Source organism: Photobacterium sp. 2_MG-2023 (assembly GCF_030547675.1).
GTDB classification, from domain to species: domain Bacteria; phylum Pseudomonadota; class Gammaproteobacteria; order Enterobacterales; family Vibrionaceae; genus Photobacterium; species Photobacterium arenosum.
The window spans coordinates 16,771-40,278 of the sequence record NZ_JAUOQQ010000012.1; the positions used below are offsets into that span (position 1 = coordinate 16,771).

At 52.2% G+C, this 23,508-nt stretch carries 27 protein-coding genes; 11 read left to right on the forward strand and 16 right to left on the reverse strand.

All coding sequences use genetic code 11. The annotated features are described in order from the left end of the window. The first annotated feature begins 10 nt into the window (after window positions 1-10). Window positions 11-841, forward strand: a complete 831-nt coding sequence (locus Q4491_RS11295; protein WP_192015856.1) for a carbon-nitrogen hydrolase family protein — start codon at window positions 11-13, stop codon at window positions 839-841. Window positions 842-845: 4 nt separating this feature from the next. Further along, complete coding sequence (gene tldD / locus Q4491_RS11300; protein WP_192015855.1) at window positions 846-2,291, forward strand: metalloprotease TldD; 1,446 nt, start codon at window positions 846-848, stop codon at window positions 2,289-2,291. A gap of 70 nt (window positions 2,292-2,361) precedes the next feature. On the opposite strand, the gene yjgA is transcribed toward tldD, so the two are convergent. Beyond that, window positions 2,362-2,886: a ribosome biogenesis factor YjgA gene (gene yjgA / locus Q4491_RS11305; protein ID WP_192015854.1), complete on the reverse strand. Its 525-nt coding sequence runs from the start codon at window positions 2,884-2,886 to the stop codon at window positions 2,362-2,364. Window positions 2,887-3,003: 117 nt separating this feature from the next. Here yjgA and pmbA point away from each other — a divergent pair, with 117 nt between their 5' ends. After that, window positions 3,004-4,347 carry a metalloprotease PmbA gene (gene pmbA / locus Q4491_RS11310; protein WP_192015853.1) on the forward strand — a complete coding sequence of 448 codons (1,344 nt, stop codon included), beginning with the start codon at window positions 3,004-3,006 and terminating at the stop codon, window positions 4,345-4,347. Between the two features lie 63 nt (window positions 4,348-4,410). Here pmbA and mgtE read toward each other — a convergent pair whose 3' ends face one another. The 12 genes from mgtE to Q4491_RS11370 all read right to left on the reverse strand — a co-directional run bounded on the left by mgtE (window position 4,411) and on the right by Q4491_RS11370 (window position 13,884). Continuing rightward, window positions 4,411-5,769, reverse strand: coding sequence for a magnesium transporter (mgtE, locus tag Q4491_RS11315; RefSeq protein ID WP_192015852.1), 1,359 nt, complete (start codon window positions 5,767-5,769; stop codon window positions 4,411-4,413). Between the two features lie 281 nt (window positions 5,770-6,050). Next, on the reverse strand, window positions 6,051-6,326 hold the full coding sequence (locus tag Q4491_RS11320) for an HPr family phosphocarrier protein (protein WP_192015851.1): 276 nt from the start codon (window positions 6,324-6,326) through the stop codon (window positions 6,051-6,053). A gap of 2 nt (window positions 6,327-6,328) precedes the next feature. Beyond that, window positions 6,329-7,192, reverse strand: coding sequence for an RNase adapter RapZ (rapZ, locus tag Q4491_RS11325; protein ID WP_192015850.1), 864 nt, complete (start codon window positions 7,190-7,192; stop codon window positions 6,329-6,331). Window positions 7,193-7,214: 22 nt separating this feature from the next. Next, window positions 7,215-7,667, reverse strand: a complete 453-nt coding sequence (gene ptsN, locus Q4491_RS11330) for a PTS IIA-like nitrogen regulatory protein PtsN (RefSeq protein WP_192015849.1) — start codon at window positions 7,665-7,667, stop codon at window positions 7,215-7,217. 1 nt (window position 7,668) lies between these two features. Then, on the reverse strand, window positions 7,669-7,956 hold the full coding sequence (gene hpf, locus Q4491_RS11335; RefSeq protein ID WP_027253714.1) for a ribosome hibernation promoting factor: 288 nt from the start codon (window positions 7,954-7,956) through the stop codon (window positions 7,669-7,671). A 28-nt stretch (window positions 7,957-7,984) separates the two neighbouring features. Next, a complete protein-coding gene (gene rpoN, locus Q4491_RS11340) occupies window positions 7,985-9,469 on the reverse strand; it encodes an RNA polymerase factor sigma-54 (RefSeq protein ID WP_192015848.1) in 1,485 nt (494 codons plus the stop codon). 121 nt (window positions 9,470-9,590) lie between these two features. Next, window positions 9,591-10,316 carry an LPS export ABC transporter ATP-binding protein gene (gene lptB / locus Q4491_RS11345; protein ID WP_027253712.1) on the reverse strand — a complete coding sequence of 242 codons (726 nt, stop codon included), beginning with the start codon at window positions 10,314-10,316 and terminating at the stop codon, window positions 9,591-9,593. Between the two features lie 12 nt (window positions 10,317-10,328). Further along, window positions 10,329-10,829 (reverse strand): lipopolysaccharide transport periplasmic protein LptA, encoded by a 501-nt coding sequence (gene lptA, locus Q4491_RS11350; protein ID WP_192015847.1) that lies wholly within the window; start codon window positions 10,827-10,829, stop codon window positions 10,329-10,331. Continuing rightward, the gene (gene lptC / locus Q4491_RS11355) at window positions 10,810-11,373 is read right to left on the reverse strand and encodes an LPS export ABC transporter periplasmic protein LptC (protein WP_192015846.1); all 564 of its coding nucleotides are present in this window, start codon (window positions 11,371-11,373) and stop codon (window positions 10,810-10,812) included. The genes lptA and lptC overlap by 20 nt, the downstream gene beginning before the upstream one ends. Then, window positions 11,370-11,930 carry a 3-deoxy-manno-octulosonate-8-phosphatase KdsC gene (kdsC, locus tag Q4491_RS11360; RefSeq protein ID WP_303457597.1) on the reverse strand — a complete coding sequence of 187 codons (561 nt, stop codon included), beginning with the start codon at window positions 11,928-11,930 and terminating at the stop codon, window positions 11,370-11,372. The genes lptC and kdsC overlap by 4 nt, the downstream gene beginning before the upstream one ends. Continuing rightward, window positions 11,930-12,901, reverse strand: a complete 972-nt coding sequence (kdsD, locus tag Q4491_RS11365; RefSeq protein WP_192015844.1) for an arabinose-5-phosphate isomerase KdsD — start codon at window positions 12,899-12,901, stop codon at window positions 11,930-11,932. Before kdsD ends, kdsC begins: the two co-directional genes overlap by 1 nt. A 14-nt stretch (window positions 12,902-12,915) precedes the next feature. Further along, window positions 12,916-13,884, reverse strand: coding sequence for a calcium/sodium antiporter (locus tag Q4491_RS11370; protein ID WP_237794617.1), 969 nt, complete (start codon window positions 13,882-13,884; stop codon window positions 12,916-12,918). A gap of 419 nt (window positions 13,885-14,303) precedes the next feature. On the opposite strand from Q4491_RS11370, the gene mlaF reads away from it, so the two are divergent. From mlaF to murA, 7 genes are read left to right on the forward strand one after another with little or no spacing between them, the layout of a single operon-like run. Next, window positions 14,304-15,116, forward strand: coding sequence for a phospholipid ABC transporter ATP-binding protein MlaF (gene mlaF, locus Q4491_RS11375; protein ID WP_218384349.1), 813 nt, complete (start codon window positions 14,304-14,306; stop codon window positions 15,114-15,116). A gap of 58 nt (window positions 15,117-15,174) precedes the next feature. Next, complete coding sequence (gene mlaE, locus Q4491_RS11380; protein ID WP_046220587.1) at window positions 15,175-15,957, forward strand: lipid asymmetry maintenance ABC transporter permease subunit MlaE; 783 nt, start codon at window positions 15,175-15,177, stop codon at window positions 15,955-15,957. Window positions 15,958-15,959: 2 nt separating this feature from the next. After that, window positions 15,960-16,439, forward strand: a complete 480-nt coding sequence (gene mlaD / locus Q4491_RS11385) for an outer membrane lipid asymmetry maintenance protein MlaD (protein WP_218384347.1) — start codon at window positions 15,960-15,962, stop codon at window positions 16,437-16,439. Between the two features lie 11 nt (window positions 16,440-16,450). Then, complete coding sequence (gene mlaC, locus Q4491_RS11390) at window positions 16,451-17,086, forward strand: phospholipid-binding protein MlaC (RefSeq protein ID WP_192015840.1); 636 nt, start codon at window positions 16,451-16,453, stop codon at window positions 17,084-17,086. 2 nt (window positions 17,087-17,088) lie between these two features. Then, window positions 17,089-17,400, forward strand: coding sequence for a lipid asymmetry maintenance protein MlaB (locus Q4491_RS11395; RefSeq protein ID WP_237794620.1), 312 nt, complete (start codon window positions 17,089-17,091; stop codon window positions 17,398-17,400). Window positions 17,401-17,426: 26 nt separating this feature from the next. Beyond that, entirely contained in the window at window positions 17,427-17,681 is a 255-nt protein-coding gene (ibaG, locus tag Q4491_RS11400; protein ID WP_027253701.1) for a BolA family iron metabolism protein IbaG, read from the forward strand. Between the two features lie 10 nt (window positions 17,682-17,691). Next, window positions 17,692-18,948, forward strand: coding sequence for a UDP-N-acetylglucosamine 1-carboxyvinyltransferase (gene murA, locus Q4491_RS11405; RefSeq protein WP_192015838.1), 1,257 nt, complete (start codon window positions 17,692-17,694; stop codon window positions 18,946-18,948). Between the two features lie 85 nt (window positions 18,949-19,033). Here the strand turns inward: murA and degS are convergent, their stop codons facing one another. The 3 genes from degS to zapG all read right to left on the reverse strand — a co-directional run bounded on the left by degS (window position 19,034) and on the right by zapG (window position 22,151). Then, the gene (degS, locus tag Q4491_RS11410) at window positions 19,034-20,098 is read right to left on the reverse strand and encodes an outer membrane-stress sensor serine endopeptidase DegS (protein WP_192015837.1); all 1,065 of its coding nucleotides are present in this window, start codon (window positions 20,096-20,098) and stop codon (window positions 19,034-19,036) included. Window positions 20,099-20,259: 161 nt separating this feature from the next. Beyond that, complete coding sequence (locus Q4491_RS11415) at window positions 20,260-21,630, reverse strand: Do family serine endopeptidase (protein WP_303457607.1); 1,371 nt, start codon at window positions 21,628-21,630, stop codon at window positions 20,260-20,262. Window positions 21,631-21,713: 83 nt separating this feature from the next. Further along, entirely contained in the window at window positions 21,714-22,151 is a 438-nt protein-coding gene (zapG, locus tag Q4491_RS11420) for a Z-ring associated protein ZapG (RefSeq protein WP_192015835.1), read from the reverse strand. A gap of 209 nt (window positions 22,152-22,360) precedes the next feature. On the opposite strand from zapG, the gene zapE reads away from it, so the two are divergent. Further along, window positions 22,361-23,464 carry a cell division protein ZapE gene (gene zapE / locus Q4491_RS11425; protein ID WP_303457610.1) on the forward strand — a complete coding sequence of 368 codons (1,104 nt, stop codon included), beginning with the start codon at window positions 22,361-22,363 and terminating at the stop codon, window positions 23,462-23,464. The last annotated feature ends 44 nt before the right edge of the window (window positions 23,465-23,508 follow it).

Consider the following 23,508-nt stretch of genomic DNA (forward strand, 5'->3'; position numbering starts at 1 on the left):
GGAGTGCGTGATGGCTAGAGTGGGTGTAGTACAGATGAATTCCGGGCCTGATCCTGAACTGAATCTGCAACAGCTGAAAAAGAAGTTGAAGGGGCTGCAACTGCAGGGAGCGAAACTGATCGTCACTCCTGAAAACTGCCTGATTTTCGGTACACGTGCTGACTACGAACAACATGCCGAACCGCTGGGAGAGGGTGTGCTGCAACGCCAGCTCGCCGCACTGTCCCGCCAGCTGGGCATCTGGTTACTGATAGGATCTATGCCTATCCGGCGTGAAGACGGCAGCATGTCGACCACCGCCTTGCTGTTCGACGATCAGGGCCAGTTGCAGGCCCATTACGATAAATTGCACATGTTCGATGTTGAAGTCGCCGATCGTCACCACAGCTATCGCGAGTCAGACACCTTCCGGCCGGGAGAGGCGGTTAAGGTGGTGGAAACACCTTTCGGCAACATTGGACTGTCGATCTGTTATGATGTCCGCTTCCCACAGCTGTACAGTGCATTGCGGGCACAGGGAGCCGATATCATAGTGGTGCCGGCAGCGTTTACCAAAGTTACCGGCAAAGCACACTGGGACATTCTGCTGCGCGCACGCGCCATTGAAACCCAGTGCTGGATTGTCGCTGCCGCGCAGTGGGGTGAGCATAACCAGGGGCGGGAAACCTGGGGCCACTCGATGATTATCGATTCCTGGGGACAAGTCGTCGCCTGCCAGGAGCAGGGTACAGGTGTGATCACCGCAGATATCGATCTGGGTCTGAGCGCACAGATACGAATGAATATGCCATTGCTGCAACATAGCCGTTTTCAGGTGCAGCAGTGCAACACAGAAGAGTAAGGCAATGATGCTGGAAACCGTAGAACAGACCATGCTGGCCCAATCCGGGCTTGAGCGTGACGATCTCAGCCAGATTCTGGGGCTGATGGCCGCCCGGGACGTAGATTATGGCGATATTTATTTTCAGTCCAGCTGGCACGAATCACTGGTACTGGAAGACAGTATCATCAAAGACGGCTCCTTTAATATCGACCGTGGTGTGGGCGTTCGTGCGGTATCCGGTGAGAAAACCGGTTTTGCCTACTCAGATCAAATCAGTAAGCTGGCACTGACTCAGAGTGCCAAAGCGGCGCGCGGTATTGCCCGCAGTGGCGGCTCTGGTAAGGTACAGGCCTTTGCCTCATCGCCGGTAAAGCCGGTTTATGCCGGGGTCAATCCGCTGGAGAGCCTGGAGCGCCAGGAAAAAATTGCCCTGCTGCAGGAAGTGGATGCCTATATCCGTGCCAAAGAGCCCTTGGTGAAAGAAGTCTCTGTCAGTATTAACGGTGTCTATGAGCAGGTGCTGGTCGCCGCGATAGACGGCACCTATGCGGCAGATATTCGTCCCTTGGTGCGTTTTTCTGTCAGCGTGCTGATCGAGAAGAACGGCAAACGCGAAAGCGGCAGTGCGGGCGGCGGTGGCCGGTTCGGTTATCAGTATTTTATGACTGAAAACGACGGCAAGTCAGTCGCCTTGCAATATGCTGACGAAGCCTTGCGCCAGGCACTGGTCAACATAGATGCCGATCCGGCACCTGCCGGTACTATGCCAGTGGTACTCGGTGCAGGCTGGCCGGGCGTCTTGCTGCATGAAGCCGTTGGTCATGGTCTGGAAGGCGATTTCAACCGCAAGGGATCTTCTATGTTCTCGGGCCAGATGGGGCAGCAGGTGACCTCAAGCCTGTGTACCATAGTGGATGACGGTACTCTGGCAGATCGGCGCGGCTCGCTGAGCATTGATGATGAAGGCACCCAGGGCCAGTACAATGTGCTGGTGGAAGGCGGCAAGCTCAAAGGCTACATGCAAGATAAGCTCAATGCCCGCCTGATGGGTGTAGCGCCAACCGGTAATGGCCGTCGTGAGTCTTATGCGCACCTGCCTATGCCCCGTATGACCAATACTTACATGCTGCCGGGCGAACATACGCCGGAAGAGATCATCGCCAGTGTTGAGAACGGGATCTACGCCCCGAATTTTGGCGGCGGTCAGGTCGACATTACGTCCGGTAAATTTGTGTTCTCAGCGTCGGAAGCTTACCTGATCGAAAAGGGTAAAATTACCCGTCCGATTAAAGGTGCGACTTTAATCGGCAGCGGCATTGAAGCGATGCAGAAAGTCTCTATGGTGGGTAACGATCTGGAACTTGACCGTGGGGTGGGCGTCTGCGGCAAAGCTGGGCAAAGCGTACCTGTTGGTGTCGGGCAGCCAACCCTGAAGCTGGCGTCGATGACAGTCGGTGGCACTCAGTAAGTGCATCTGTGCTGACTGACGCCAATAAAAATGCCAGCGTTTGCTGGCATTTTTGATCATTGAGCGTTGATCAGTCTTTGATGTAGAGCGCTTTCAGTACCTGAAAGATTTCGCGGTAGGCTTTGGCCGGTTTGTTGGCGGCTTTTTCTTTAACAGCCATGCGCACCAGCTGACGCAGTTGCTGGCGGTCAGCATCCGGATGGGCTTCCATCACTTCATTGATCACGCTATCACCGTCATCAATCATGCGGTCACGTAAAGACTCCAGCTTGTGCAGCTGAGCCGTTACCTGGGCATGTTTATTATTCAGCTTGTCCAGTGCTGCCTGAATCGGTTCTAGCTCAATGTTGCGCATCTGTTTACCGATAAACTGCAGCTGGCGGCGGTAAGCTTCCTGCTTAAATCGCTGGGCGTCTTTGATTGCCATACGAAGCTCGTCGCTCAGCGGGATTTTCGCTAATGCACCGGGTTTGAGCTTGACCAGCTCTTCGCCCAGCTTTTGCAGGGCTTCCATGTCACGTTTCATCTCGGATTTACTCACCCAGATGATTTCTTCTTCCTCTTCCCATGGGGCTTTTTTATTTTTACGGCTCATATCAGGCTCATGACAGACTTCATTGTCTCTATTTTATCAGTTTCAAGTTGAATTTGGGCGCATTTTAATTGCCTTGAGTGTTATCCTTAGGGGAAACCGTGTAAATAAAGTATGACTATGGATGTGAAACAACAAGTCGCCCAGCAGCGTAGCGAGCTGGAACAGGCGGTCGCCCGTGCTCTTGAGCTTGCCGGCCAGCAGGCTGATGCTGCCGAAGTGGCGATTAATAAATCCACAGGGATCAGTGTCTCTACCCACTTGTGTGAGGTTGAGAATGTCGAATTTAACAGCGATGGTGCGATGGGGATTACCGTCTACCGCGGCCAGCGCAAGGGCAGTGCATCAACTTCAGATTTGAGTGAAGCGGCGATTGCACAAACCGTGGCAGCGGCGCTGGAAATCGCACGCCATACCTCGGAAGATCCCTACGGTGGGCCGGGACCGGCTGAGCTGATGGCCAAAAACATTCCGGATCTGGATCTTTTCTACCCGGATGAACCTGAGCCGGATCATGCCGCGTCTATCGCGATTGCCGCCGAGCAGGCTGCGCTGGATGCTGACAGCCGTATCAAGCAGAGTGACGGTGCCAGCTACGACAGTCACTACGGTATCCGAGTATATGGTAATACGCACGGTATGCTGGCCAGCTACCCGAGTAGTCGCCACAGTATCAGCTGTTGCGTGATTGCCGAGGGCAAGAATGGCGACATGGAGCGCGACTACAGTTATACCCTGGCCCGGCGTACCAGCGACTTGTGGACGCCTGAGAAAGTCGGTCAGCTGGCGGCAGAACGGACTGTCAGCCGGATTGACCCGCAGAAGCTATCTACCCGTCAGGCTCCTGTGATGTTTGCCTCTGATGTTGCGACCGGCCTGTTCGGCCATCTGGTGATGGGGATCAGCGGGTCGAATTTATACCGTAAGTCGACTTTCCTGCTGGATATGCTTGATGAGCAGATCTTTCCGTCCTGGCTTAACATCAGCGAGCGTCCGCACCTGCTGCGCGGCCTGGCCAGTACACCATTTGACAGCGAAGGTCTGGCAACCCATGACAGGGAAATCATTCAGGACGGGGTACTGAAAACCTATCTGATGACCAGTTATGCTGCCCGTAAGCTGGGGCGTCAACCAACCGGCCATGCCGGTGGTATCCACAACTGGCAGGTATCCAGTACCGGTGAAGATTTCAATGCCATGCTGCGCAAACTGGGTACCGGGTTCCTGGTCACAGAGCTGATGGGGCAGGGCGTGAATATCGTGACCGGTGATTACTCCCGCGGTGCTGCCGGTTTCTGGGTTGAAAATGGCGTGATCCAATACCCGGTCAGTGAGGTAACCATTGCCGGAAATCTGAAAGACATGATGGCAAACATAGTGGCTATCGGGACAGACACTGAAACCCGCAGCCAGATTCAGACCGGCTCCATGCTGCTGGAATCGATGAAAATTGCCGGTGAGTAATCGCAGGCTCTGAGTAATAAGAAAAGGTCTGGCTCGTGCCAGACCTTTTTTGTTTGTGCCTCATCAGGTGAGAAATACAGTCGCCAAGCCGAGAAACACAGACAGGCCGATGATATCGGTAATGGTCGTTAACGCCATGCCGCCCGCGAGCGCCGGGTCGACATTGAGTTTCTTCAAAATAATAGGCACCCCGACCCCCGCGATACCGGCGATCAGCAGGTTGGTCAGCATAGCACCGGCGATAATCGCGCCGAGCATCAGGTTGCCTTTCCACAGAACCACCACGCCACCAATGATCCCGGCCCACAAGAGGCCATTTATTAAGCCTACCCGGGCTTCTTTGCTGAGCAGCCAGCGGGTGTTGGAATCGCCGATATGACCGACCGCCAGACCGCGAATCACCAGTGCCACAGTCTGGTTGCCGGCAACCCCGCCCATGGAGGGCACTATCGTCATCAGAACGGCGATGGCGGCCATTTTATCGAGCGTGTCTTCAAACATGTTGGAGACAGAGGCGGCGGCCAGCGCGGCCAGGACATTCACACCCAGCCAGATGCTGCGCCGGCGGGCGGATTTCATGACAGGCGCAAAGGTGTCTTCATCGTCGTCCATACCGGCCATACTCATCATGGAGTGTTCGGCATCTTCCCGGATTATATCGACCACATCATCAATGGTGATCCGGCCAACCAGCTGGTTGCCGGCATCGACCACAGGCGCCGAGAGCCAGTTACGGCGCTCAAACAGATTGGCCACTTCACTGTCGTCCATCTCGACATTGATGGCTTCATCCGGATCGTCCATCACCTCATGAATTTGTACGTCAGGCTGAGTGGTGATCAGCGTGGCCAGCGAAAGGTGGCCAATCAGTACATTGTGCTCGTCAACCACATAGAGCGTATCTGTGGCTTCAGGAAGCTCGCCCCGCATGCGCAGATAGCGCAGGACCACATCGGCGGTGACATCGCCGCGGATGGTCACGAAGTCGGTACTCATGATACCGCCAGCGCTTTCCTCCGGATAAGCCATCGCCAGCTCGACGCGATGGCGATCAGCGGCATCCATTTGTGCCAGTACTTCACGGAAACGGCTGTCAGGCAGGCTGCGCAGCACGTAAGCCACGTCATCACTTTCCATGCCTTCAGTGACGGCCGCCAGTTTTTCCGGCGCCATCATGGCCACGATACCGTCTTTTACATCTTCAGACAGTTCGTCGAGGATCTCACCCTGCTCCTCAGGATCGGTCAGTTGCCACAGCACCTGGCGCTCTTTCGGCGGGCAGGCTTCAAGCAGGTGGGCGATATCCTCAGGCTCCATATCCTGCAACATTCGCCGGACGTGAACGAACATCCCTCGATCCAGGGCCTGGTTAACCTGCTGCAGTGTCTGGTGGGTTTGATCTTGCTCGAAAATGTCCGCCATAGAGAGAACTACCTTGCTTCGTGAATACACCCAGCTCTGTTGCGACAGCGGCAGCCGGGAAATGGCGCAATAAGCTGAATATTAACGTAATAGCGCAGTCTTTGTCTCACTGGATCTGAGATCTTGCTAAGATTTCACTTGGCTGTAAGAAAGGGAGGCTGAGGTACAAAAACGGTGATTTATCGTCGGTTACCGGGTGTTTTGTCGTTGATCGGGACGGATACAGGCAAGATAGGGGTAGATCCTTTCAGCAGGCTGGCGATTGAGCACCCGGGCGGGTATCAGTTGTCTTCATCAAAACCGTTTTCGATCAGCGAGGCGACCGCTTCCAGTGCGACGCTGGCGTCGCCCCCTTCGGCGCTGACGATGATCTTCTGGCCTTGTGCAGACTCCAGCATCAATAATCCCATCACACTGTCGGCGGTTGCGGACTTGTCTTGGTTGGTGACAGTGATAATAGCGTCAAAACTCTGTGCCAGTTCGACCAGTTTAATTGCCGCCCTGGCATGCAGACCAAGGCGGTTTTTAATGAATAATTCTCGACTGACAGTATTCATGCTCAATGCTTCAGGTGACCTTGTTTTTCCAGGGTGCGGTGACGAATCTGAACCTGTTGTCCCCGCTGGCGGAAATAATCAGCCAGTTGCTGGGCAACGTACACAGAGCGGTGCTGACCGCCGGTACAGCCGATAGCAACAGTGACGTAACTGCGGTTGTTTTTTTCAAGCAAAGGCAGCCAGCTTTCAAGAAAGTGCCGGATCTGGTAAATCAGTTGGCTGACTTCATGGTGGCTCGCCAGGTAGTCCTGCACTTCAGTGTCAAGACCGGTTTGTGGTTTAAGCTCAGGTACCCAGTGGGGGTTGGGTAAGAAACGGACATCAAAAACGTAATCCGCATCGGTCGGCAAGCCATGTTTGAAGCCAAAGGACTCGAACACCATTACCAGTTCGCGGGCTTGGCGTCCCAGCACTCGTGCACGCACGGTTTCACTGAGATCATGGATAGACAGCTGAGTGGTGTCCAGTACCAGATCGGCGGCTTCTTTCAGATTTGCCAGCCAGGCGCTTTCGGCCTGAATTGCTTCTTCCAGGCTCATATTCTGCCGTGAGAGCGGATGCAATCGCCGGGTTTCGCTGTAGCGTTTGACCAGGGTGTTGTCATCGGCATCAAGAAACAGCAGGTTGACATCAGCCTGCTGACGGACGGCTTCGAGGGCTGAGCTGGTAATGTCATGATCGGCCGGCATGTTACGGACATCAACACTGACCGCCACTTTCTGGGTATGAGGATCCAGGGTTTGGATAAGATCAGAAAGCAGATGTACCGGCAGATTATCGACACAGTAATAGCCGAGATCTTCCAGTACCCTGAGCGCCACTGATTTACCTGAGCCTGAGCGGCCGCTGACTATCATCAATTTCATGACAAACCCTTCCTGATGGCTGTTATGACGGCTCTGAGGTCATGATCTGGTAAAGCTCTTCATCGCTTTTGGCAGCTCTGAGCTGCTTGAGAACCGCTTTATCGCTGAGTTTTTCTGCCATGCCGGACAGCGTCTTCAGGTGTTCTTTGCACTGGGCATCGGGCACCAGAAGCGCAAAAAGCAGATCGACGGGTTGATTGTCAATCGCATCGAATTGGATAGGTTGCTGACACTGGATCAGCACCGCAATCGCTTGTTCGCTGTCGGTGACACGACCATGAGGAATGGCAATACCATTACCAATACCTGTACTCCCCATTTTTTCACGGTTGAGCATACACTCGAACAGTGGTTGAGGGTTCTGGTTTAAATGTTGGCCAGCAATTTCGCTGATGATTTCCAGCGCACGTTTTTTACTGGAGCAGTGGACTGCACTCTTGGTGCAGTCCAGGCTTAATACTCGACTCAGTTGCATGTTAATGACTATTGAGTTTGTCTTTATGTTTGTTCAGTTGACGGACCAGTTTATCAGTTAATTGATCAATTGCCGCATACATATTTTCAGAATCTGCTTTCGCGTGGATTTCTCCAGCGTTAATGTGCAGTGTTGCCTCGGCAATCTGCTGCATTTTTTCTACATTCAGAACAACATGCACGTTATTAATTTTGTCGAAAAAGCGTTCCAGCTTATCGAACTTTGTTGTCACATACTCACGCAGGGCTGGGGTAATTTCAATGTGGTGACCAGTGAGATTAATTTGCATAGACATCTTCCTCCTTAATCGCCGGCAATCAGAGCAGGCGCTTTCTTTGGCTTGACGGCGGGATACCCAGCGATTCACGGTATTTGGCTATTGTGCGTCTAGCCACCATGATGCCTTGATCCGCCAGTAATGTCGCAATTTTGCTATCACTCAAGGGTTTGGCCTGATTTTCGGCCGCAACCAATTTCTTCACCAGCGCGCGAATAGCCGTGGAGGAGCATTCTCCGCCGTTATCCGTACTGACATGGCTTGAGAAGAAGTACTTCAACTCAAAAATACCGCGTGGGGTGTGCATAAACTTCTGGGTGGTCACCCGGGAGATCGTTGATTCGTGCATTTCAACGGCCAGGGCAATATCGTTGAGGACCATAGGCTTCATGGCTTCCTCACCGTATTCAAAAAAATCTTGCTGATGTTCAACAATGCAGCGGGCCACTTTCAGCAGGGTATCATTGCGGCTCTCCAGGCTCTTGATCAGCCATTTAGCATCCTGAAGGTGGCTACGGATAAACTGGCTGTCGGCACTGTTGCGCGTTTGTTTGCTCATCGCGGCGTATTGTTCGTTGACGCGAAGGCGCGGCACACTGTCCGGGTTGATAGTCACCACCCATTTGCCTTTATCTTTGAACACAGAAACGTCAGGAATGACGTACTCGGTTTCCGAGGCCACCACGCGGTTGCCCGGACGGGGCTCAAGCGTGTGAATCAGCGCCATGACATTTTTCAGCTCATCTTCTTTGAGCTTAGTGTCGCGCATCAGCTGGCGATAGTCGCGGTTACCCAGTAAATCCAGGTGCTCAATCAGCACCATTTTCGCTTCACTCAGCCAGGGCGTATCTTCCGGGTAAGTGGCCAGTTGTAGCAGCAGGCACTCGCGCAGATCGCGTGACGCCACGCCCAGAGGATCAAATTGCTGGACGCGTTTGAGGACGGCTTCGACTTCATCGAGTTCGACGTTTTCATCGCCCATGCTTTCCAGAATATCGTCGCAGGTGCTGGTGAGATAGCCTTTCTCGTCAACGGCATCAATGATGGCAAAAGCAATCGCGCGGTCGGTGTCGCTGAACGGTGTCAGCTCCAGCTGCCACATCAGGTAATCCTGCAGGGTTTCTGTGGTTTCGCCCTGATAGACAGGCATGTCGTCATCCGGTGCAATCCCGGCACTGCCGGTACCGGCGCTGTAGACATCATCCCAGGTGGTATCAACGGGCAGCTCGGCCGGCATTTCCCTTTGTTCAATGACATCTGAGGTATCGAAGGAATCGCTGCTGATGTCCTCATATTGCTCTGCGGCATCGTTTTTGCCGTCGGTGTGAACGTCCTCAGCATCAGATGACGGGGTGTCGCCATCCGGGTGGCTTTCGTCAAGCTCCAGCAGGGGATTGGCATCTAAGGCCTCCTGGATTTCCTGTTGCAGATCCAGGGTAGAAAGTTGCAGCAGACGAATGGCCTGTTGCAGTTGCGGCGTCATTGCCAATTGTTGGCCAAGCTTGAGCTGGAGCGAAGTTTTCATGCGTGTACAGACACCTTGTGATTATTGTATGAATCGCTTGTTTTGGGGTCTTTAGACCAGTCGAATCAAAACCTTCGACCAGCCTTGGCAGCTTACCTCGGTTGTGTCCTTTTATCTATAACTATAGACGGAACTGGTCTCCCAGATAGACGCGTTTCACGTGTTCATCATTGAGAACATCGGACGGTGTACCGTGAGCAATCAGCTGTCCCTGGCTGACGATATATGCGTGCTCGCAAACGTCCAGTGTTTCCCGCACATTGTGGTCTGTGATTAACACGCCAAGACCGCGATCTCTGAGGTGTTCGATGATCTTCTTAATGTCGATCACCGAAATGGGATCGACCCCGGCAAAGGGTTCATCCAGCAAAATAAACTTAGGGTTTGCCGCCAGTGCGCGAGCTATCTCTACCCGGCGCCGCTCACCGCCTGACAATGCCATGCCCTGGCTGTTGCGAATATGCTGAATATGGAACTCATCCAGCAGTTCCTCAAGCTTGTCCTGGCGTTCGGCTTTGCTCAGATCGGAGCGGGTCTGCAAAACCGCCATCAGGTTGTCATGTACACTCAGCTTGCGGAAGATAGACGCTTCCTGAGGCAGATAGCCAATCCCCATACGGGCGCGGTTATGCATCGGCTGCAGGCTGATGTCGTGGCCGTCAATGGTGATCTGGCCTTCATCACGGGCGACCAGACCGACAATCATATAAAACGACGTGGTTTTGCCGGCACCGTTCGGGCCAAGCAGACCGACAATCTTGCCAGATTCCACTTCCAGGCTGACATCGGAAACGACTTTGCGGCCGTTATAGCTTTTCGCCAGATGGGTTGCGGTTAACTTTGACATTCGTTCTCTTATTTATTGTTTTTGTTTGATCTGGTTCGGCTGCAGTATGGTGGTCACGCGCTGTTGATCACCACTGGTCGCCACCAGCTTCTGCTCATCAATTTTGTAACTGATGGTTTTGCCCTTAATTTCGCTGCCTTCCTGAATCAGCACGGCTTTGTCTGTCATCTTGAGAAATTCGCTTGCCGTTTCATAGCGCATTTGCATGGCAGAGCCGTTGATCGGTTTGCCGTCATCCATCTTCTGATAAAACGTGGCCGGAGAACCATAGGCATCTATGGTTTGCTGATCGCCATTCTGAGTCTGGCGCGTGACAATGATTTTGTCGGCCCGGATATCAATACTGCCCTGACGCAGCGAGACGTTGCCGGTAAAGGTCACCACATTTTTCTGGATGTCCAGCTCTTGGCTGTCCGAGTTGATATATATCGGCTGCTCGGTATCGTTGCTTAATGCCCAGCCAGAGGTGCTGACTATCAGGCACAGCAGGGCGCTAATTTTGCAAAGCTTCATATCTACCTTTCACATTATTCATCAGGGTCGCCACACTGCGTTCCATGTTCCCTTTCATCCCAATACCTTCATTCTGAAAGGCACTGCCGGTAATAGTGACCGGATCGGGGGTGTCGAAATCTTTGCTGATTAAATCTAATCGCAGTGTATCTGTTTTTATCGCATTAATGGCGGAGTCAGGTAACAGATTGAAGATCCGCACATTACCAGACATCTGCAGAATGTGTTCTTTATCTAGTGTGGCGTGATTTGCACTGATGCGCCATTCACTTTCTGTACCTTCTTTGTATACCCAAATCACAGGTTGCTGGAATTCGGTATTACCACTGAGGTTGTAATACTCCAGCGTGTCTGATTCGATGCGGTAGCTGCGAATACCCGCTTCGTTGTACGAGGTATTTTTCACCCCGGTACCGGTAAAGATCGGCTTTTCGTTATCGGGTGCGGTCAGCGTATCCTGCTGCCAGTGCTTTTGCAGCAGGTAGTAACCGGTCCATGCACACAGTATGGCCAGCACCACACAGAATAGCCGGTTTAACGTCATATACTCAGGCCCTTATGCTGATCCAATTCGCCGCGCGCCTCAAGTATCAGATCGCAGACTTCCCGTACCGCGCCATAGCCGCCTTTGATGCGGGTGGTCAGATCGGCACGCTGTGACAGCAGCGGGTGGCCATCGGCGACGCAAACGGACAGTCCCACTTCGGCCATCACTGGCCAGTCAATGAGGTCATCGCCGATATAGGCCGTATGTTCAGCCGCAATACCCAGTTTATTAACGATATCCAGATAGGCTGCCAGTTTGTTGTCCTGGCCCTGATAGATATGCTGGATACCCAGTGCCGACATGCGGTTTTCAACAATCTGCGAGCGGCGACCTGTGATGATGGCGACGTCGACGCCGGCGGCCATCAGAGATTTGATGCCATAGCCGTCTCGGGTATGGAAGGTTTTCAGTTCTTCGCCATTGTTACCCATGTAAATACGGCCATCGGAAAACACGCCATCAACATCGCAGATCAGCAGACGTATGTTTTTTGCCTGCTGAAAAAGATGCTGCGGGACCGGGCCGTACAGGGTGGATTGCATTGCTGTTGTCATTACATTACTCCGGCTCTGAGCAGATCATGCATATTCAGAGCACCTACCAGCCGTTGGTCATCGACAACCAGCAGGCCGTTAATTTTTCTTTCTTCCATCAGTTTAAGCCCTTCAGCGGCCAGTACCTGAGAGGAAATGGTTGCCGGATTCGCAGACATGACTTCACCTATACGCGTCTGATGGATATCAATGCGTTTATCGAGCAAGCGGCGAAGGTCACCATCGGTAAAGATGCCGCTTAACATTTGGTTATCGTCAACGATGGCCGTCATACCCAGTCCCTGGCGGGAGACTTCGAGCAGGGCATCTTTTATGCTGGCATCCTGATGGATAACGGGCAGGCGCTCACCGCTGTGCATCACATCGGCAATACGCAGCAGCAACTTACGACCCAGCGCGCCGCCGGGGTGAGAGAGAGCAAAATCGTCAGCAGTAAAACCGCGCGCTTCCATCAGCGCAATGGCCAGCGCATCCCCCATGGCCAGGGTGGCCGTGGTACTGGAGGTGGGGGCCAGGTTCAGCGGGCAGGCTTCCTGATTGACCGTGATTTGCAAATGCACCTGAGCCAGCCGTGCCATGGTGGATTCGGGTTTGCCTGTCATGCTGATTAAAGCAATGCCCTGGCGTTTAATCACAGGCAATAGCGTCAGGATTTCACCGGCTTCACCGGAATTGGAAATGGCCAGCACGATATCACGCTTATCCAGCATGCCCAGATCACCGTGACTGGCTTCTCCTGGGTGGACAAAAAATGCCGGAGTGCCAGTGCTGGCAAGGGTGGCGGCAATCTTACAGCCGATATGGCCGGATTTTCCCATCCCCATGACGATCACTTTTCCCTGGCAGCGGCTGATGAGCTGACAGGCTTCGCTGAAACTGCCATTGATATATTGCGACAGGCCTTTGAGGGCTTCCGCTTCAATGTCAATCACACGTCGGCCAATCTGGCCGTAGTCAAAGGAATCAGGCATAGTTTCGCTCTCGGTTAAGCCGCCATATTATAAAGCAGATAGCTCTGATAGGCGACAAAGCATAAAATCAGAATCAAGCCTTCCAGGCGGTTGATACGACGGCGTCTGCCCAGTGCCATCAGAACCAGCAGGACAGAGATACCCAGCATCACGTAAAAGTCACGCCCCATTGCCAGCGGACTGATCACTGAAGGGTTGAGCAGGCCAGGCAGCCCCATCACAGCCAGAATATTGAAGACATTAGAACCGATGATGTTACCTACGGCCATGTCGTCTTCGCCTTTGTGGATGCTGGCAATCGACGCCGCCAGTTCCGGCAGGCTGGTACCGACGGCAATGATCGTCAGGCCGATAACCAGATCGCTCATGCCGAAGTATTTGGCAATAGTCACGGCAGAATCAACCAGCATGTTGGCCGCATAAGGCAGTAATAGCAATCCAATCACAATCCATACTGACGCCGCCATATTGCTGACGCCCTGAGGAATTTCAGATTCCTGCTCTTCCAGCAGTATGTCTTGAGCGCCATTATTTCCGCTGCGGCTGATCTTCAGCATTGCCAGAATGAAAATAACAAACAGAACAACCAGTAAGACGCCTTCAAAAAAGCCTAAATAACTGTCCCACAGCAGTACACCGGCAATCAGTGTGACCACCATCATCAGCGGGAGTTCACGGCGAATGATGCCGGAACTGATGGATAAAGGCTTGATAAGGGCGGTTAACCCCAGGATTAACGCAATATTTGCAATGTTTGAACCCAGTACGTTACCGACGGCAGTGTCAGTTTTTCCCGCCAGTGCGGCAGTGGCAGAGACCATCATTTCCGGGGCGGAAGAGCCCATCGCCAATATGGTCATACCGATAATGAGCGGGGCAACCCCTAAATTCCTTGCTAAGGCTGCTGCTCCAAACACAAGTCGATCCGCACTCCATACCAGTAACGCAAGTCCGATACCGAGTAACAAGATGGCTTCAAGCATTATAAACCCTTATAGATTTTTCAATGAGCTGGTTTTTAAGGGGGTAATTTTGACGTTTCACTGACGAAAATGGAAGGAAAAGCCGAGAGTATTTGCTTTGGGGGCTGTGATCTTTATATGGGAAATAGGCCACTGATGCAAAGTGAGTGTGTTTATGGCACTGAATACACAGCGGGATTGGTTTCATTCAGGACTTTTATGTTATAAAAAACAAGATTCATAACCTGAACGGGTCTGTGCTATTCGGGCAACGGCCAAGAACGAAAAATCACAACGAGCTGACAGGTATTACCTTGAGTTGGTCAGGGAATCTACCTATGATCAACCACATGCAATATAACTAATTAATTACATTCAATTATGCTTGTATCGACGTGCATTCCGGATGAATCACTGATGCAAGGGTATTTAGGAAGGTTATGACAGCAACCGAAGCGCTAATTCGAATTAACAACCTGACGTTTTCCCGGGGTGAACGCAAAATCTTCGATGATGTGTCACTGGAGGTGCCGAAAGGCAAGATCACTGCCATCATGGGGCCGTCCGGCATTGGTAAAACGACCTTGCTTCGTCTGATTGGTGGACAGATTATGCCGGATCAGGGGGAGGTTTGGTTTGATGATAAAAATATCCCAGCCTTGTCGCGCAACGACTTGTACCGGGCGCGTAAGCGGATGAGTATGCTCTTTCAGTCTGGTGCGCTGTTTACCGACATGACAGTTTTTGACAATGTGGCGTTTCCTTTACGTGAGCACACAGATCTGCCTGAAGAGTTGCTGCGTACTTTAGTGCTGCTCAAACTCGAAGCTGTCGGGTTACGGGGAGCGGCTAATTTAATGCCTAACGAGCTGTCCGGTGGCATGGCTCGTCGTGCTGCGCTGGCGCGTGCGATAGCACTCGATCCCGACCTCATCATGTATGACGAACCTTTTGTCGGGCAGGATCCCATTACCATGGGAGTACTGGTCAAGCTGATCCATAGCCTGAACGAGGCCCTGAGTATTACCTCAGTTATTGTGTCACACGATGTGCCCGAAGTGATGAGTATTGCCGACCATGTGTATTTGTTGTCAGGTGGCAAAATCATTGGCAGCGGCACCCCGGATGAGCTCAATGCGAATCCCGATGAGAGAGTTCGCCAGTTTCTTGATGGAAACGCTGACGGTCCTGTGCCGTTCAAATTTCCTGCACAGGCACTGGAGCAGGATCTTTTCAGTCAGCTCTCGTCATAACCGCGCGCTCTATTCAGAGCCAGTGCGTTATCGCGAATAAGAAAGGTAATTCCATATTATGTTAACGGATTTTATCGTGCAGCTGGGCCAGAGTACGCTGTCCAGTTGTCGCACCATGGGACGGGCGACCTTGCTGTTATCCGGCGCACTGGTGAGTAAACCGCAACCTGCCAAAATGTTCCCATTGCTGTTAAAACAGCTTTATTCCGTTGGGGTGCTCTCAGTCGCTATCATTATGGTATCGGGCTTATTTATCGGTATGGTACTGAGTCTGCAAGGGTTTATTGTGCTGGTGGATTTTGGTGCAGAAACCAGCCTGGGCCAGATGGTGGCACTGTCGTTGTTGCGGGAGCTGGGGCCTGTGGTCACCGCTTTGCTGTTTGCTGGCCGGGCCGGCTCGGCCTTAACTGCCGAAATTGGCTTGATGAAAGCCACTGAGCAGATTTCCAGCATGGAAATGATGGCTGTCGATCCGCTTCGCCGTGTGGTCGCGCCGCGTTTCTGGGCGGGTGTTATTTCCATGCCGCTGCTGACAATGCTCTTTATTGCTGTTGGCATCTGGGGCGGCCAGCTGGTGGGTGTGAACTGGAAAGGTATTGATTACGGCAGCTTCTGGTCTGTGATGCAGTCATCGGTAGAGCTGGGCTATGACATAGGCAACAGCCTGATTAAGTCGCTGTGTTTTGCCGTCACCGTCACCTGGATTGCCGTTTTTAATGGTTTTGATGCCGTACCGACATCAGAAGGTATCAGCCGGGCAACTACCCGGACAGTCGTGAATTCTTCATTGGCGGTATTAGGTTTAGATTTTGTGCTGACAGCACTCATGTTTGGGAATTAATCATGCAACAGAACAGGCAACTAGAACTTTGGGTCGGCAGCTTTGTATTAGCAGGCATTGTGGCGCTGCTGGTGCTGGTATTTAAAGTGGCGGATGTTAAAAGCTTCGGTAATTCTGAATCTTACGACCTGAAAGCGCGGTTTGAAAATATTGGCGGACTGAAAGTTCGCTCACCGGTCAAAGTGGGTGGTGTGACCATTGGCACAGTGAGTAATATCTCGTTGGATACAGAGTCTTATGTCCCCGTAGTGACACTCGCTATTGATAAGAAATACGGTTACTTTCCAGAAACCAGTTCCGCTGCCATTCTTACATCAGGCTTACTGGGCGAGCAGTACCTCGGGTTGTCTCCGGGCTTTATCGACGAAGGTATTGTGATGCTGGATGACGGTGACTTCATCGAAGACACCAAATCGGCACTGGTGCTGGAAGACATGATTGGCCAGGTACTGTACAGCATAGGCAACGACGGCGATAAATAAGGAAGAGTACAATGAAATTTTTGAAGATTTTATGCCTTACGATAGCGTGTATACCGCTCTTTGCCAGCGCCGCTACCGTAGATAAAACCGACCCCTATAAAATGATGCAGGCCGTGTCGCAACAGACATTTGCCCGTCTTAAGTCTGAGCAGGCTCAGATTCAGCGTAACCCTGACTATTTACGCACTGTAGTCCGTCAGGAACTGCTGCCTTATATCAACACCCGTTATGCCGCTTATAAAGTGCTTGGGCCGCAGTTGAAGCAGACAACCAAAGAGCAGCGCAATAACTTTGTTAATGCATTTACTGATTATCTGGTCGCCTCATATGCTCAGGTGCTGACTCAGTACACGGATCAGGAGATTCGGATGGAGCCGGTTAAGTCGGTGCCGGCCAGCAGCTCTATCGTGTCTATCCGTGTCGATATTTTGGATGCGCAACGTCCGCCTATTCGTCTGGATTTCAAACTGCGTAAGAATAAGCAGACCAATGAATGGCAAGGTTACGACATGGTGGCCGAAGGGGTCAGTATGATTTCAACCAAACAGAGTGAATGGAGTGGGCAACTGCGCACGCAGGGTGTCGACAAGGTCACGCAGGATTTACGTGCTCTGGCGGCTAAGCCAATCAAACCTGAGGAAAAATGACCATGGGGAATCCCGCCGTCCATTGGCAGGTGCAGGAAAATGGCCATTACCGCTTGTCAGGAGTGCTGGAACGTGACACAGTGCCAGCCTTTTGGCAGCAAAGACGTGAATGGATGCCACAAGATGCTAAGGTCACGATCGAACTGTCTGACCTGACTCGGGTAGACTCTGCGGGTATGGTTATGCTGCTGCACTTGCACCGGGAACTCACTCAGGCAGGACGTCATCTGGTGCTGCAAGGCGTGCCGCAACAATTGTTAACCCTGCTCCGCCTTAGTCATGTCGACACTGTGCTGGCTGCCTGTATGGAATGATCAACAGCTCAAGTAGAGGATAGCTTGTGGAAATATCTGAAATTAAACAAATTCTTGAAAATGCGTTGGAGCTGGATGAAGTCATAGTGAATGGCGAAGGCAGCCACTATCAGGTGATTGCTGTCGGTGCAATGTTTGACGGTATGAGCCGTGTGAAAAAACAGCAGGCAGTCTATGCACCTTTGATGTCGCATATTGCCAGTAATGCCATTCATGCCTTGTCAATCAAAGCCTACACTCCTGAAGAGTGGGCGCGTGACAAGAAGCTGATGTCTTTGTAAGAGATAACCAATGCAGAAGTTTCGAATTCAGGGCAATGGCCCACTCCGCGGTGAAGTCGCGATTTCGGGCGCAAAAAATGCTGCCCTGCCAATTTTGTTTGCCTCACTGCTGGCAGAAGAGCCGGTAGAAGTCGGCAATGTTCCAAAGTTGCGTGATATTGACACCACCATGGAACTGCTGAGCCGTTTAGGCGCAAAAGTGGAGCGCAATGGCTCTGTGTATGTCGATGCCAGCAATATCAATGAATATTGTGCCCCTTACGATCTGGTGAAAACCATGCGTGCTTCAATTTGGGCGCTCGGGCCTCTGGTTGCCCGCTTCGGTAAGGGCCAGGTGTCGCTGCCAGGTGGTTGCGCTATCGGTGCCCGTCCGGTTGATTTGCACATTCATGGCCTGGAACAACTGGGGGCAACTATCACCCTGGAAGAAGGCTATGTGAAAGCCGAAGTGGCTGGCCGCCTGCAAGGCGCCCGCATAGTGATGGATAAAGTCAGCGTTGGTGCGACTGTGACCATCATGTCGGCGGCGACGCTGGCACAAGGCAAAACCGTGATTGAGAATGCCGCCCGTGAACCGGAAATTGTCGATACTGCCGATTTCCTCAATACTCTGGGTGCAAAAATCTCGGGTGCCGGTACAGATACGATAGTTATCGAAGGTGTTGAGCGTCTGGGCGGTGGTTATCATGAAGTGCTGCCGGATCGCATTGAAACCGGTACCTTCCTGGTCGCTGCGGCTATTTCTGGCGGAAAAGTGGTGTGTCGTAACACCCGTCCTTCGCTACTCGAAGCCGCCCTGGCGAAGCTGGAAGAATCCGGTGCCCTGATTGAGACCGGTGACGATTGGATCAGTCTGGACATGACGGGTCGCGAGCTGACCGCAGTCAATATCCGCACTGCGCCACACCCTGGTTTCCCGACCGATATGCAGGCACAGTTTTCTTTGCTGAATCTGGTCGCCAAAGGTACCGGCATCATTACCGAAACGATCTTTGAGAACCGTTTCATGCACATTCCTGAGCTCATCCGCATGGGCGCGCATGCTGAAATCGAAGGTAACACTGTGATTTGTGGTGATACTGACGGCCTGAGCGGTGCTCAGGTGATGGCAACCGATCTGCGCGCTTCAGCCAGCCTGGTCATCGCCGGTAACATTGCCAAAGGTGAGACGATTGTTGATCGTATTTATCACATTGACCGTGGCTACGAGCATATCGAAGAGAAGCTGCGTGGTCTGGGAATGAAGATTGAGCGCTTCAGCGAGTAAGCTGCCAAAGTAATCTGGATGTCCAGTCACTGCTTTCAGTGTCTGGACATTGTCTACTGATCCTATCTCGCTATTCTTTTTCTGCTTATCTGTCCGGCTCATCGCCAATCAGCACAGTTAACTTCTTCGGTTTACCGTTGCGTAGCACCGTCATATCGACGTAGGTGCCAGGGCGCAGCTCTGTGACTATATCCAGTACATTGCGCATATCGGTAACCGGCTTGCCGTCAATCTCGACCAGAATGTCCTGAACCTTAAAGCCCGCTTTGGACGCCGGACCATCAGGATCCATGCCCATCACTATGATTCCTCTTACCTGCTCCGCATCATACAATCGAGCCATAACCGGATTGATTTCGCGGCCATCAATACCTATATAGCCACGGATCACCCGACCATCTGCGATGAGTTTATTCATGATCTTTTGTGTGAGCTGATAGGGAATGGCAAAGGAAATACCGTAGGTTTCAATGTCGGTCGCCTGCTGAAAAGAAGCGGTGTTGATACCGACCAGCTCGCCACGGGTGTTGACCAGTGCGCCACCTGAGTTGCCTTCGTTGATCGCTGCATCGGTCTGGAGAAAATCCTGCCGGCCATAGAAACTCATGCCGGAGCGACCGGTGGCAGAGATGATCCCGTAGGTGGTGGTCTGTCCCAGATTATAGGGGTTACCGATGGCCAGAACCACGTCGCCCACAGCAGGGGGATAATCCGGGTTTAGTGGAATGACAGGCAGATTTTCGGCCTGGATCTTCAATACCGCGATATCGGTGCGTCTGTCTTTACCAATCAGCTGGGCCGTAAAAATGCGGCTATCCTGCAGTGCCACGATCACCTGATCCGCTTCGGCAACCACGTGATAGTTGGTCACTATATAGCCTTTATCACTCATGATAACGCCAGATCCAAGGCCCTGAGTACTCAATTGCAGGCGGTCTTCAGCATTGTAGCGGCGGTTATAGATATTAACGACAGCAGGGGAGGCTCGGCGGACGGCATAACTGAAGGAAATCTGCTGCGGAACATCAGGCTGGCCATTGAGAGCGGCATCCGGAGAAAACATCTGGCTGCGCAGACTGGGGAAAGCAAGTAGCAAGACTCCAGCCGTCAGCACGCCCATTAAGGCGGATCGACTTAAAAATGCCAGCATTGATGCTCCCCTGATTGGCTCAAGCTTTACCATTAAAGCAAAAGGTTAAAAACCGATTGAGAATAGCATTTACATCCAGTTATCAACAAGTCGAAGCGGGAAGGAGATGACAGAAATGCCGCAGGAAAAACAGTCCGGGCAATTGCCCGGACCAGATTGCGTCAGCGGATAATGAGGTAAAGCTCGTTATTGCCTCGTCTGATTTCCAGCGCCAGCACGGAAGGCTTACTATCGAGGGCTTTGCGCAGCTGCCCAAGATTACCGATAGGCTGGCGGTTGAGACCGATAATGATGTCACCTTCTTTCAGTCCATAGCGGGCCGCCAGTGACTGTGGATCTATTTTGGTGACTTTTACCCCTTTGGTGTTGTCGTCAGCCGTGGTGTTACTGAATTCGGCACCGGCCAGGCTTTCATGCAGGTGATCGGCCTTGAGGTTGCTCATCTCGGCTTCTTGTAAGGTGACGTTGAACTCTTTCTCTTTTCCGTCACGCAGTACGCCTAAGTTGACGTCTTTACCAGCGCCGAGCGTGGCAATTTTGGCGCGTAATTCGCTGAAGGTGCGAATTTCTTTGTCGTTGACTGACACTATGATGTCACCCGCTTTCAGGCCGGCTTTCTCAGCCGCGGAGCCGGGCATGACCTGATTGACGAAGGCACCGTGATTGGTTTCGTAACCAAAGGCTTCAGCCAGTTCTGATGTCAGCTCACCGCCCTGAACGCCCAGCACGCCTCGTTTCACTTTGCCAAATTCCAGAATCTGGCTGGTCAGGTTTTTCACCATATTGGCCGGAATGGCAAAACCAATACCGACGTTACCGCCATTGGGGCCCAGAATCGCGGTATTGATACCGATGAGCTCACCATTAAGGTTGACTAACGCCCCCCCCGAGTTACCGCTGTTAATGGCGGCATCGGTCTGAATAAAGTTTTCGAAATTCTCGATGTTCAGTCCGCTGCGGCCCAGCGCTGAAACAATCCCTGAAGTGACTGTCTGACCCAGCCCGAACGGGTTGCCAATGGCCACGGTGAAATCACCGACGCGCAGTTGATCCGAGTCGGCAACGTTAATGGCTTTCAGGTTTTTGGTGTTATCCAGGCGCAGCAAGGCAATGTCTGACATGCCGTCACTGCCTATCAGCTCGGCTTTTAGTTCGCGACCGTCATGCAGCTGAACCAGGATTTTATCTGCGCCATCAATGACATGGTGGTTGGTAACTACATAGCCTTTATCTGCATCAATAATGACCCCGGATCCCAAGCCGCGGAATGGACGCTCCTGAACCTGTTCGCTGGGGAAGTCAGGGCCGAAGAAATAGCGGAATGCTTCGGGAACTCTTTGCTTGGCAACATGCTTGCCTTCTACTGCGATACTGACCACAGCAGGAGTCACTTGTTCCAGCATGGGGGCAAGGCTGGGAAGTTGCTGATCATTAACAGCCAAAGGAAGCGCAGCGGAAGCAGTGATTGGGGACATCACTGCGCTAATACTTAACGCCAGCGCAGTCATTACAAGTAAAGGTTTTTTCATCATTACTCAACTCCGGTTTAACAAGTGCTAATTGTGACTTGTAAACCGGAGCAAAGTTCCAATAAATGTCAAATTTGTAACAATTCTTAACTGGCTTTGGCTGCTTCTGCCTGCTTCTGTTCAGCTCGCAACAGGCCGGATGCGCCGTTGGCATAATCCCGAGGCTGATGCGTGTCCAGCTCTGGTGTTTCGGTTTCTGGCTCATCAGCGATAGGAGTGAGTGTGCTGATACGCTGAGAGAAGGGGTTATCCTGTTCCGGCAGATTTGGCATCAGCTCTGCGGAGGTTTTTGCCATGTGCTCGTACAATTTACTGTAATCTTTTGCCAGGTTGTCCAGCAGGTCAGAGCTGCGGGCGAAATGATCAACCAATTCCTGGCGATACTGCTCCAGTTGGTATTTGGTTTTATCGAGCTCTTTTTGTAATTCTTTCTGTTGTTTCAGGTTTTTGTTCCCCAAACGGGCGGCAAAGGCACCGACCAGCGCGCCGGCTGCGAAAATCAAAATCGCGTAGATCCAAGCCATGAAAAACTCCTTGTGACTGTGAGTACAACAGGTTGACCTGTTTTGTTATTTCAAAAGCGTTATGTGCTTATTGGGTGGTTATCTAGTTACTATACATGCACATGAAGTGTCGTGGTACTATCTACGACCAAAGATGGACATATTAGAAGCTGTGAGTCCGGCAAATTTGTCACCGGGTGCACGGCTATCGGTGACTGAGCAGGATGAGGATGACTCCCGAACAACGCTATCAAGAAGATCTGAAAAAACCGGGCTTTTTGCCTGACGCTGCCCAGGCAATGGCAGTTTCTCACCTTAATGATCTTTATCATCGCATGCAGGCTCCGCAACCAGAGCCAGTAAAACCTTCTCTGGTGAGCCGGCTGTTCAAGCGCCAGGCCGCTGAACCGGTTAAACCGGTCAAAGGCTTGTACTTCTGGGGAGGCGTCGGGCGTGGCAAAACCTACCTGGTTGACACCTTTTTCGACAGCCTGCCGACTGAACGAAAAATGCGGATGCATTTTCACCGTTTTATGCACCGCGTCCATAAAGAAATGCAGTCGCTTGGCAGCCAGAGCGATCCGCTGGAAAGAGTGGCGGACAGGTTTAAGCAGGACGCAGACATCATCTGCTTTGATGAGTTTTTTGTGTCAGATATTACCGATGCCATGATATTGGGCACCTTGTTTGAGGCCCTGTTCCGCCGCGGTATTACCCTGGTGGCTACCTCGAATATCCCGCCGGATCAACTGTACCGAAATGGCCTGCAGCGTGCGCGTTTCCTGCCTGCTATTGCGTTAATTCAAGAACACTGTGAGGTGGTGAATGTAGATTCGGGTGTCGACTACCGTCTACGGACACTGGAGCAGGCTGAAATATACCACTGGCCGCTTGATGCCAGCGCAGAAGAGAATATGCACCGCTATTTCATGCAGTTGTCCGCTGATCCCCGGCATGAGGGGCAGGACATACTGATCAATGACAGGCCGATTGCCACCCGCCATGAAGCGGAGGGGGTGGTGCATTTTACCTTTGATGCGCTGTGCCGCGGGGCGCGCAGTCAGTCAGACTATATGGATATCGCGCATACTTATCACAGCGTTCTTTTGTCTGACGTACCTGTGCTGACCGAAAAAGACGATGACGCTGCCCGCCGTTTTATTGCCATGGTCGATGAGTTTTACGAGCGTCATGTCAAGCTGATCATTTCGGCGGAAGCAGAAATGGACAAGCTGTATCAATCCGGTCGCCTGAACTTTGAATTTAAGCGGTGTTGCTCGCGCCTGATTGAAATGCAGAGCCATGAATATCTGGCCAGGCCGCATCTGGCTTAACGGGAGCGCTATTTTAGCTGGAAAATTAGCTGAACTTTTTTGGA

What these genes read in the sequence shown, in the direction of transcription:
- Q4491_RS11295 (WP_192015856.1), top strand. Translation starts at nt 11, where the DNA reads ATGGCTAGAGTGGGTGTAGTACAGATGAATTCCGGGCCTGATCCTGAA.
- tldD (WP_192015855.1), top strand. Translation starts at nt 846, where the DNA reads ATGATGCTGGAAACCGTAGAACAGACCATGCTGGCCCAATCCGGGCTT.
- yjgA (WP_192015854.1), bottom strand. Translation starts at nt 2,886, where the DNA reads ATGAGCCGTAAAAATAAAAAAGCCCCATGGGAAGAGGAAGAAGAAATC.
- pmbA (WP_192015853.1), top strand. Translation starts at nt 3,004, where the DNA reads ATGGATGTGAAACAACAAGTCGCCCAGCAGCGTAGCGAGCTGGAACAG.
- mgtE (WP_192015852.1), bottom strand. Translation starts at nt 5,769, where the DNA reads ATGGCGGACATTTTCGAGCAAGATCAAACCCACCAGACACTGCAGCAG.
- Q4491_RS11320 (WP_192015851.1), bottom strand. Translation starts at nt 6,326, where the DNA reads ATGAATACTGTCAGTCGAGAATTATTCATTAAAAACCGCCTTGGTCTG.
- rapZ (WP_192015850.1), bottom strand. Translation starts at nt 7,192, where the DNA reads ATGAAATTGATGATAGTCAGCGGCCGCTCAGGCTCAGGTAAATCAGTG.
- ptsN (WP_192015849.1), bottom strand. Translation starts at nt 7,667, where the DNA reads ATGCAACTGAGTCGAGTATTAAGCCTGGACTGCACCAAGAGTGCAGTC.
- hpf (WP_027253714.1), bottom strand. Translation starts at nt 7,956, where the DNA reads ATGCAAATTAATCTCACTGGTCACCACATTGAAATTACCCCAGCCCTG.
- rpoN (WP_192015848.1), bottom strand. Translation starts at nt 9,469, where the DNA reads ATGAAAACTTCGCTCCAGCTCAAGCTTGGCCAACAATTGGCAATGACG.
- lptB (WP_027253712.1), bottom strand. Translation starts at nt 10,316, where the DNA reads ATGTCAAAGTTAACCGCAACCCATCTGGCGAAAAGCTATAACGGCCGC.
- lptA (WP_192015847.1), bottom strand. Translation starts at nt 10,829, where the DNA reads ATGAAGCTTTGCAAAATTAGCGCCCTGCTGTGCCTGATAGTCAGCACC.
- lptC (WP_192015846.1), bottom strand. Translation starts at nt 11,373, where the DNA reads ATGACGTTAAACCGGCTATTCTGTGTGGTGCTGGCCATACTGTGTGCA.
- kdsC (WP_303457597.1), bottom strand. Translation starts at nt 11,930, where the DNA reads ATGACAACAGCAATGCAATCCACCCTGTACGGCCCGGTCCCGCAGCAT.
- kdsD (WP_192015844.1), bottom strand. Translation starts at nt 12,901, where the DNA reads ATGCCTGATTCCTTTGACTACGGCCAGATTGGCCGACGTGTGATTGAC.
- Q4491_RS11370 (WP_237794617.1), bottom strand. Translation starts at nt 13,884, where the DNA reads ATGCTTGAAGCCATCTTGTTACTCGGTATCGGACTTGCGTTACTGGTA.
- mlaF (WP_218384349.1), top strand. Translation starts at nt 14,304, where the DNA reads ATGACAGCAACCGAAGCGCTAATTCGAATTAACAACCTGACGTTTTCC.
- mlaE (WP_046220587.1), top strand. Translation starts at nt 15,175, where the DNA reads ATGTTAACGGATTTTATCGTGCAGCTGGGCCAGAGTACGCTGTCCAGT.
- mlaD (WP_218384347.1), top strand. Translation starts at nt 15,960, where the DNA reads ATGCAACAGAACAGGCAACTAGAACTTTGGGTCGGCAGCTTTGTATTA.
- mlaC (WP_192015840.1), top strand. Translation starts at nt 16,451, where the DNA reads ATGAAATTTTTGAAGATTTTATGCCTTACGATAGCGTGTATACCGCTC.
- Q4491_RS11395 (WP_237794620.1), top strand. Translation starts at nt 17,089, where the DNA reads ATGGGGAATCCCGCCGTCCATTGGCAGGTGCAGGAAAATGGCCATTAC.
- murA (WP_192015838.1), top strand. Translation starts at nt 17,692, where the DNA reads ATGCAGAAGTTTCGAATTCAGGGCAATGGCCCACTCCGCGGTGAAGTC.
- degS (WP_192015837.1), bottom strand. Translation starts at nt 20,098, where the DNA reads ATGCTGGCATTTTTAAGTCGATCCGCCTTAATGGGCGTGCTGACGGCT.
- Q4491_RS11415 (WP_303457607.1), bottom strand. Translation starts at nt 21,630, where the DNA reads ATGATGAAAAAACCTTTACTTGTAATGACTGCGCTGGCGTTAAGTATT.
- zapG (WP_192015835.1), bottom strand. Translation starts at nt 22,151, where the DNA reads ATGGCTTGGATCTACGCGATTTTGATTTTCGCAGCCGGCGCGCTGGTC.
- zapE (WP_303457610.1), top strand. Translation starts at nt 22,361, where the DNA reads ATGACTCCCGAACAACGCTATCAAGAAGATCTGAAAAAACCGGGCTTT.